This is a genomic window from Thioalkalivibrio sp. AKL12, assembly GCF_000377925.1.
GTDB lineage: Bacteria > Pseudomonadota > Gammaproteobacteria > Ectothiorhodospirales > Ectothiorhodospiraceae > Thioalkalivibrio > Thioalkalivibrio versutus.
This window is the reverse complement of the sequence record NZ_KB898895.1, coordinates 188,858-195,763: the sequence shown is the minus strand read 5'-3', so window position 1 is coordinate 195,763 and position 6,906 is coordinate 188,858. Positions and strand designations below refer to the sequence as shown.

Annotated in this window: 9 protein-coding genes; all 9 read left to right on the top strand. The window is 65.6% G+C overall.

The features are described from left to right. Positions 1-81 precede the first annotated feature (81 nt). The 9 genes from D579_RS0107615 to tatC all read left to right on the top strand — a co-directional run bounded on the left by D579_RS0107615 (position 82) and on the right by tatC (position 6,865). A complete protein-coding gene (locus D579_RS0107615; protein ID WP_012981522.1) occupies positions 82-1,170 on the top strand; it encodes an IS630 family transposase in 1,089 nt (362 codons plus the stop codon). Positions 1,171-1,265: 95 nt separating this feature from the next. Then, complete coding sequence (gene hisB / locus D579_RS0107610; protein ID WP_018144928.1) at positions 1,266-1,859, top strand: imidazoleglycerol-phosphate dehydratase HisB; 594 nt, start codon at positions 1,266-1,268, stop codon at positions 1,857-1,859. Positions 1,860-1,883: 24 nt separating this feature from the next. Beyond that, entirely contained in the window at positions 1,884-2,540 is a 657-nt protein-coding gene (gene hisH, locus D579_RS0107605) for an imidazole glycerol phosphate synthase subunit HisH (RefSeq protein ID WP_018175911.1), read from the top strand. A 10-nt stretch (positions 2,541-2,550) separates the two neighbouring features. Further along, entirely contained in the window at positions 2,551-3,279 is a 729-nt protein-coding gene (gene hisA, locus D579_RS0107600) for a 1-(5-phosphoribosyl)-5-[(5-phosphoribosylamino)methylideneamino]imidazole-4-carboxamide isomerase (RefSeq protein WP_018144926.1), read from the top strand. 1 nt (position 3,280) lies between these two features. Beyond that, a complete protein-coding gene (gene hisF / locus D579_RS0107595; RefSeq protein ID WP_018144925.1) occupies positions 3,281-4,075 on the top strand; it encodes an imidazole glycerol phosphate synthase subunit HisF in 795 nt (264 codons plus the stop codon). Next, positions 4,072-4,440: a phosphoribosyl-ATP diphosphatase gene (locus D579_RS0107590; protein ID WP_018951611.1), complete on the top strand. Its 369-nt coding sequence runs from the start codon at positions 4,072-4,074 to the stop codon at positions 4,438-4,440. The genes hisF and D579_RS0107590 overlap by 4 nt, the downstream gene beginning before the upstream one ends. Positions 4,441-4,659: 219 nt before the next feature. Then, positions 4,660-4,950: a twin-arginine translocase TatA/TatE family subunit gene (gene tatA, locus D579_RS0107585; protein WP_018938647.1), complete on the top strand. Its 291-nt coding sequence runs from the start codon at positions 4,660-4,662 to the stop codon at positions 4,948-4,950. 41 nt (positions 4,951-4,991) lie between these two features. Continuing rightward, on the top strand, positions 4,992-5,693 hold the full coding sequence (tatB, locus tag D579_RS0107580) for a Sec-independent protein translocase protein TatB (protein WP_018175909.1): 702 nt from the start codon (positions 4,992-4,994) through the stop codon (positions 5,691-5,693). Next, on the top strand, positions 5,690-6,865 hold the full coding sequence (tatC, locus tag D579_RS0107575) for a twin-arginine translocase subunit TatC (RefSeq protein ID WP_018951610.1): 1,176 nt from the start codon (positions 5,690-5,692) through the stop codon (positions 6,863-6,865). The genes tatB and tatC overlap by 4 nt, the downstream gene beginning before the upstream one ends. Positions 6,866-6,906 lie beyond the last annotated feature (41 nt).

Here is a 6,906-nt window from a genome sequence, read left to right as displayed (position 1 = left end):
CTAGTGTCCTTTAACAAAAGTTCATCGACTCCGTGACTGTCCCCCTGTATCCTGATAACAGGCACTCGGGAGGCGACCGGAATGGGACGACCGATCAAGACGTTGACGATCAGTGAAGCCGAACGCGACGAGCTCGAGAGCTGGCTGCGGCGGCGCCAGATGCCCGCGGCGGAACAACAGCGCGCGCGCATGATTCTGCTGAGCACGCGAGGCCTGAAGGCTTCGGAGATTGGCGCGCGGGTTGGCGTCTCGGCGGAGACGGTGAGCAAGTGGCGCAAGCGCTTCGAGCAGGCACGCATCGGAGGGCTCACGGATGCCCCGAGAAGCGGACGTCCCCGTACGATCGATGACGACAAGGTGACCGAAGTCATCAACAAGACGCTGCAGTCGAAGCCGGATAACGCGACGCACTGGTCGACCACGCTGATGGCCAAGGAGACCGGGCTCAATGCGATGGCCATCAGCCGGATTTGGCGGGCCTTCGGTCTCAAGCCGCATCGGCTCGAGACCTTCAAGTTGTCCACGGATCCGCACTTCGTGGCCAAGGTGCACGATATCGTGGGCCTGTACATGCACCCACCGGACCGCGCCCTGGTGCTGTGCGTCGACGAAAAGAGCCAGATCCAGGCCCTGAACCGGTCCCAGCCGGCGTTGCCGTTGTCGTTCGGCCATCCCGAGACCCGCACCCATGACTACCTGCGCCATGGCACGACCACCCTGTTCGCGGCACTGGATGTGGCCACCGGCGAGGTCATCGGCAAACTCCATAGAAGGCATCGCGCCAAGGAGTTCCTGGCGTTTCTCAACGAGATCGATCGCCAGGTCCCCGACGATCTCGACGTCCACCTCATCCTGGACAACTACGGCACCCACAAGACCGAAAAGGTTCGGGCCTGGTTCGCTGCACGACCGCGCTACCACGTGCACTTCACGCCGACCTCGGCGTCCTGGATCAACCTGGTCGAACGCTTCTTCGCGCTCATCTCGCAGCGCTGGATCAAGCGTCAATCGCATCGCAGTACTCGCGAACTCGAAGACTCCATCCGCGAATACCTGAAGACGTACAACGATGAGCCTCGACCGTTCATCTGGCGCAAAACAGCCGATCAAATTATCGCGTCGATCGCCCGTCTAACCGATCGCCTCGATAAAAATACGAACTTTTGTTAAAGGAAACTAGCGTGAATAGGCCCGTGTTTCCCTGTGTCATACCGGGCGACGGCCAGCCTTGCTACACTGACCTTTTACCGTGCCCGAACCGGAACATGACTGAACGTACTGCATCTGTCCGCCGCGACACCCTGGAGACCCGGATCGCCGTCGAGCTGAACCTCGACGGCACCGGCCAAAGCCATCTCGAGACCGGCATCCCGTTTCTCGACCACATGCTGGACCAGGTGGCCCGTCACGGCCTGGTGGATCTCGACGTACGCGCCGAGGGCGATCTGCATATCGATGCCCATCACACGGTGGAGGACGTTGGGATCACTCTGGGGCAGGCGCTGGCCAAGGCCCTGGGGGACAAGAAGGGTATCCGCCGTTATGGCCATGCCTATGTCCCGCTGGACGAGGCCCTTTCACGGGTGGTCATCGACTTCTCCGGTCGTCCGGGGCTGGAGATGCACGCTGATTTCCGCCGTTCGCACATCGGCGAATTCGATGTGGACTTGTTCCACGAGTTCTTCCAGGGCCTGGTCAACCACAGCTGGATGACCCTGCACATCGACTGCCTGCGTGGCGACAACGCGCATCATGTCGCCGAGACCATCTTCAAGGCCTTCGGGCGCGCCCTGCGTGTGGCGGCGGAGTTCGATCCGCGCTCCGCGGGGATCACGCCGTCCACCAAGGGCAGTCTGTAACGGACCAACGGACGAGACCCGGCCATGGAAACTGTTGCCGTCATCGATTACGGCATGGGGAATCTGCACTCGGTCGTGCGTGCACTGGAGCACGAGGCCGCGGGCGACCAGCGCGTACTGCTGACCGACGACCCCGAGACCTTGCGCGAGGCCGACCGGTTGGTGTTTCCCGGCCAGGGCGCGGCCGGGGATGCCATGCAGGCGCTGTCGAATCGCGGGCTCGACCGGCTGCTGCCGGAGCTGGCGGCCGACCGCCCGTTCCTGGGCCTGTGCCTGGGCCAGCAGATCCTGATGGACGCCAGCGAGGAGAGCGGCGGCGTCGACCTGCTGGGCATCCTGCCGGGCCGGGTCGCGCGCTTTCCCGCCATGCAGGGCCCGGATGGCCGGCGCCTGAAGATCCCGCACATGGGCTGGAACCGCGTGCTGCCGGCGCAGGAGCATCCCCTGTGGCACGGCCTGCCGGAGACCCCGTGGTTTTATTTCGTCCATAGTTACCGGGTGCAGCCCGAGCGCGAGGCCGATGTCGCCGGGCGCACCGATTATGGCGAGACCTTTGCCTCGGCACTGGCGCGGGGCTCGTTGTTCACCATGCAGTGCCATCCGGAGAAGAGCGCCGCCTGCGGGCTGCGTCTGCTGCATAACTTTCTGCGCTGGGACGGTGACGGTCCCGGGGCGTCGTGAGGAGTCGAAGATGCTGGTCATTCCCGCAATCGATCTGAAGGAAGGCAAGTGCGTTCGCCTGCGCCAGGGGAACATGGACGATTCCACCGTGTTCGGCGAGGACCCGGTGGAGATGGCGAAGCGCTGGGTGGATGCCGGGGCCGAGCGGTTGCATATCGTTGATCTCGACGGCGCCTTTGCCGGTCAGCCGCGCAATGCCAAGGCGGTGCACGCGATTGCCAAGGCCTTCCCCGACCTGCCGATCCAGATCGGCGGCGGCGTGCGCGACGAGGACACGGTTCAGGCCTATCTGGATGCCGGGGTCGAATACGTGATCATCGGTACCCGCGCGGTCAGCGCGCCGCACTTCGTGAACGACCTGTGTCTGGAATTCCCCGGCCGTATCATCGTCGGGCTGGATGCCAAGGACGGCAAGCTGGCGGTGGATGGCTGGTCCAAGCTGTCGCACCACGACGTGATCGACCTGGCCCAGCACTTCGAGGCGGACGGCGTGGTGGCCTTCGTCTACACCGACATCGCCCGCGACGGGATGATGAAGGGCCCCAACGTGGAGGCTACCGCGCGCCTGGCGAGCAACGTGCGCGTGCCGGTGATCGCCTCCGGCGGCATCAGCTCGCTGGACGACCTGCGCAACCTCGCCGCCCGCGAGGACGAGGGCATTACCGGCGCCATCGTCGGCCGGGCCTTGTACGACGGCGCCTTCACCCTGGAGGAGGCCCGCAAGGCCCTCGCGACCTGAGATGCTCGCCAAGCGCATCATTCCCTGTCTGGATGTCGACGCCGGCCGCGTGGTCAAGGGTGTCAACTTCGTCGGCATCCGCGATGCCGGGGACCCGGTGGAGATCGCCCGGCGCTACAACACCCAGGGTGCGGACGAGATCACCTTCCTCGACATCACCGCCTCCAGCGACGACCGCGAGACCATCGTGCACGTGGTCGAGGCCGTCGCGCGCGAGGTGTTCATCCCGCTGACTGTGGGTGGTGGCGTGCGCGCGGTCGAAGACATCCGCCGCCTGCTGAACGCCGGGGCCGACAAGGTCTCCATCAACACCGCTGCAGTGCACCGGCCCGAGCTGGTGCGCGAGGCCGCCGACTGGGTCGGCAGCCAGTGCATCGTGGTCGCGATCGACGCCAAGCAGGTCAGCACGGGGAATGAACCACCGCGCTGGGAGGTCTTTACCCACGGAGGCCGCCGCGAGACCGGGCTGGACGTGGTCGAGTGGGCGCAGCGCATGGAGTCCCTGGGGGCCGGCGAGATCCTGCTGACGAGCATGGATCGTGACGGCACCCGTATCGGCTTCGACCTGCCCCTCACCCGCGCGGTCAGCGATGCGGTCGGCGTGCCGGTGATTGCTTCGGGCGGGGTCGGTGAGCTGCAGCACCTGGTGGAGGGTGTGACCGAGGGCCATGCCGATGCCGTGCTGGCCGCCAGTATCTTTCACTTTGGTCAGCACACGGTGGGCGAGGCCAAGGACGCGATGGCGGCGGCCGGTGTCCCGGTGCGGCCGAACGATGCCGAGGTGGCCGCGCAATGACCGATTCGACTCCCCGTCCGGGTGGTGCCGAGGTGCTTTCCGCGCTCGCCGAGGTGATCGAGCAGCGCCGCCAGGCCGACCCGGAGCAGTCCTACGTGGCGAAGCTTCACGCCCGGGGCCTGGACGAGATGCTCAAGAAACTGGGTGAGGAATCGGCGGAGACGCTGATTGCCGCCAAGAACGACGATACCGACGCCCTGGTGTCGGAAATGGCCGACCTGTGGTTTCATGCCCTGGTGGTGCTCGCGGCCCGCGGACGGCACCCGGACGATGTCCTCGATGAACTGGGCCGGCGTTTCGGTCTGTCGGGCGTCGCCGAGAAGGCCGCGCGCGAAATCAGTGGTCGCCGGTCCGACCATTCGTAGTCTGTACATTGGTCGGTGTTTCCCCGGGGGCCGCATTGAGTCGCCGGCTGTAAAGCGTTCGTTCATGTGGCGCGGCTACACTGCAATCACTGCGCCCTGTCCGCGAAGAAACAGCGACTCCAGCACACCGCCCACAGTGGCCGGTGTGCCCCAGAGTTGATTATGGGCCTGGCGCCGTTCAGGCTAACCCCAAAGTTGTATGACTGGAGAACAGAGTCCATGGGTATTGGTGGTATCAGCATTTGGCAGCTCCTCATCGTCCTGCTCATCGTCGTGCTGCTGTTCGGCACGAAGAAGCTGCGCAACATGGGTGGGGATATCGGCTCGGCGATGAAAAACTTCCGCCAGGCGGTCAAGGATCCCGACGCCGAGAAGAAGGAAGGCGAAGAAGGCGAAGAGCCGCGCGAGGTCGAGAACCAGACCGACAGCGAAGGCCGGGTGGTCGACGCCGAGGTGAAGAAGAGCAGCGAAAAGGATTCCGACGCCTCGCAATCGGACAAGAAGTCCTGAGCCGCGCGCCCTGCGCGGCGGCCAGGCTCGAGCGATAGCCCATGTTCGACATCGGCTTCTGGGAAATCATCATCATCGTGCTGGTGGCGCTTCTGGTCGTGGGGCCGGAGCGTCTGCCCGGGCTTGCGCGCGAAATCGGGCGCTGGGTCGGCAAGACCCGGCGTTTCGTCCATAGCGTGCGATCGGACTTCGAGCAGGAGCTGCAGACCGACGAACTGCGCAACATGCTGAAGAGCCAGGATCGCGAGATCCGCCAGCTCAAGAACATGATGGACGAGACCGAGACCAGTCTGCGCGAGGATATCGAGGATACCGAGCGGGACCTGCGCGAAGATATCGAGGGCAAGCCGAAGACCCGCAAGGATCTCTCCGGCAAGGAGCAAAAGGCCCTGGCCGAGAACAAGGCCAAGCCCGCGGTGCGGGACAAGCCATCCATGCGCAGCCCGGATGCGTCGGCGCGTGCTTCGGACACGGGTGCGCCGGAGGCAGCCGACGACGCGGATGCGCCCGAGGTTCGGCGTGTGCCCACCCAGGGCGATCTGGATGGCAACTTGATGACCGACGACCCGGCGCTGGCCGCCGAGCAAAAGGCGCGCGCCTCCGATGGCCCGCGTCCGGAGCGGACGAAACCGGCGGTGCGCGAACGGCGTACCCCGGACCCTGCCGAGTCACGGGGGGGCGAGGCCTCTGATCCCGAAGCGGATACCACCCACAACGACCAGACCCCTGACAAGCACTCATGAGCAAGACCAAACCGGGGGTCGAGCCGAGTCCGGAAGCGACCGAGACCCTGCTCACGCACCTGATCGAGCTGCGCGACCGCATCCTCAGGATGTTCATTGCCATCCTGGTGATGTTCCTGATCCTGTTCCCGTTCGCCAACCCGATCTACACCTGGCTGGCCGGCCCGCTGATGCAGCACCTGCCGGAAGGCACCAGCATGATCGCGATCGACGTGGCCGCGCCGTTCCTGATCCCGTTCAAGCTGACCCTGCTGCTGGCGGTGGTGCTCAGCATCCCCTACCTGCTGTATCAGGTCTGGTCCTTCGTGGCGCCTGGGCTTTACTCGCACGAAAAGAGCATGGCGCTGCCGCTGGTGGCGTCGTCCACCGCGCTGTTCTATCTGGGGATGGCGTTCGCCTACTTCGTGGTCTTCCCGCTGATTTTCGCGTTCTTCACGGCCACGGCGCCCGAGGGCGTGGCCGTGATGACCGATATCTCGCGCTATCTGTCGTTCGTCATCATGCTGTTCATCGCCTTCGGCATTGCCTTCGAGGTGCCGGTGGCAACGATCCTGCTGGTCTCCATGGGGGCCACGACCCCGGCCAAGCTGTCGCAGAAGCGCCCCTATGTGATCGTCGGCGTGTTTCTGGTCGGCATGGTGCTGACCCCGCCGGACATCATCTCGCAGACCCTGCTGGCGCTACCGATGTGGCTGCTGTTCGAGATTGGCCTGATCCTGTCGCGCATCATGGAGCGCAAGAAGGCGCAACGCCGCGCGGCTGCGGGCGGTGACGATGCGGCCGACGCCGATGATGGTCCGGACGACGATGGACCGGGTGGCGGCGGTGGTACGCCGCGCGGTGGCCCCGGTGGCTCGGGCAAGGCGTCCGGCACCACGCGGGCCGATTCGTCCACGGCGGCCGCATCCGCCGCTGGGGGCGCCAGCGCCGCCGCGCGCACCGGGTACACGCCGTTGACCGACGACGAGATGGACGCCGAGCTCGACCGCATCGAGGAAGAGCAGGCCGAACTGCGTCGCCAGCGCGGGTCCGCGAGCACACTCGCCACGGACGCCCCCGCCGATCCGGCGCCCGAGGCGGACGAAAGCCAGGGTGGCGAGGGCCCGGCTGACGACGGCCAGCCCGACGCGGACGCATCGCAGGAGGATGGCAATACGGGGCGCGATCGCTGAGTCACCGCGCCGGCGGCCGTATTTGTGCAGGCCTGCGCCCC

What these genes read in the sequence shown, in the direction of transcription:
- D579_RS0107615 (WP_012981522.1), top strand. Translation starts at nt 82, where the DNA reads ATGGGACGACCGATCAAGACGTTGACGATCAGTGAAGCCGAACGCGAC.
- hisB (WP_018144928.1), top strand. Translation starts at nt 1,266, where the DNA reads ATGACTGAACGTACTGCATCTGTCCGCCGCGACACCCTGGAGACCCGG.
- hisH (WP_018175911.1), top strand. Translation starts at nt 1,884, where the DNA reads ATGGAAACTGTTGCCGTCATCGATTACGGCATGGGGAATCTGCACTCG.
- hisA (WP_018144926.1), top strand. Translation starts at nt 2,551, where the DNA reads ATGCTGGTCATTCCCGCAATCGATCTGAAGGAAGGCAAGTGCGTTCGC.
- hisF (WP_018144925.1), top strand. Translation starts at nt 3,281, where the DNA reads ATGCTCGCCAAGCGCATCATTCCCTGTCTGGATGTCGACGCCGGCCGC.
- D579_RS0107590 (WP_018951611.1), top strand. Translation starts at nt 4,072, where the DNA reads ATGACCGATTCGACTCCCCGTCCGGGTGGTGCCGAGGTGCTTTCCGCG.
- tatA (WP_018938647.1), top strand. Translation starts at nt 4,660, where the DNA reads ATGGGTATTGGTGGTATCAGCATTTGGCAGCTCCTCATCGTCCTGCTC.
- tatB (WP_018175909.1), top strand. Translation starts at nt 4,992, where the DNA reads ATGTTCGACATCGGCTTCTGGGAAATCATCATCATCGTGCTGGTGGCG.
- tatC (WP_018951610.1), top strand. Translation starts at nt 5,690, where the DNA reads ATGAGCAAGACCAAACCGGGGGTCGAGCCGAGTCCGGAAGCGACCGAG.